Origin of the sequence: Pseudoalteromonas piscicida, from assembly GCF_002744175.1 — a bacterium.
GTDB lineage: Bacteria > Pseudomonadota > Gammaproteobacteria > Enterobacterales > Alteromonadaceae > Pseudoalteromonas > Pseudoalteromonas piscicida_B.
The window spans coordinates 1-475 of record NZ_NKHF01000126.1 but is presented as its reverse complement, the minus strand read 5'-3'; the positions used below and the strand labels follow the sequence as shown (position 1 = coordinate 475).

1 protein-coding gene is annotated in these 475 nt (G+C 38.7%); it reads left to right on the top strand.

The genetic code is table 11. The features are described 5' to 3' along the window. Nucleotides 1-25: 25 nt before the first annotated feature. Nucleotides 26-469: a hypothetical protein gene (locus CEX98_RS22790; protein WP_143484380.1), complete on the top strand. Its 444-nt coding sequence runs from the start codon at nucleotides 26-28 to the stop codon at nucleotides 467-469. The last annotated feature ends 6 nt before the right edge of the window (nucleotides 470-475 follow it).

Below are 475 nucleotides of genomic sequence, written 5' to 3'. Positions count from 1 at the left end.
AGGGCGTTAGCACTTAGGAGGTACCTTGACAGGATCGGGTATTAATCACGTTCGTTATGACCATTCCTCTAGACCTACGTTATTACATCTAAGTTGCCCGAAATGCAATGGCAGGTGCTTATCTAGAAAACAGTCTGAGTCAGCAGATAAGATAATTGCGGGAGATTGCAATACAGCTTGGCATACTGATGATTGGATGGTTTTATGTGAAAGTTGTACATACCGAATACACGGTTTAGCTTATGAGGAGCTACCTCCGCTTTATTACCAAGTAAGTGCACGAGGGCATAATTTGTGGGCATGGAATAAACAGCATTTGTTAATGCTAAAAAAGTTAATAAACGCTAAATCAATAAAAGACGATCCATATGAATGGTTTGCAACATATGCTCACAAGTCATGGATAAAAAAGAAAAATAGAGCGGCGTTTGTTAATGCTATTAATAAGTTTATGGCAAATAGTGCGTAAAGAGTG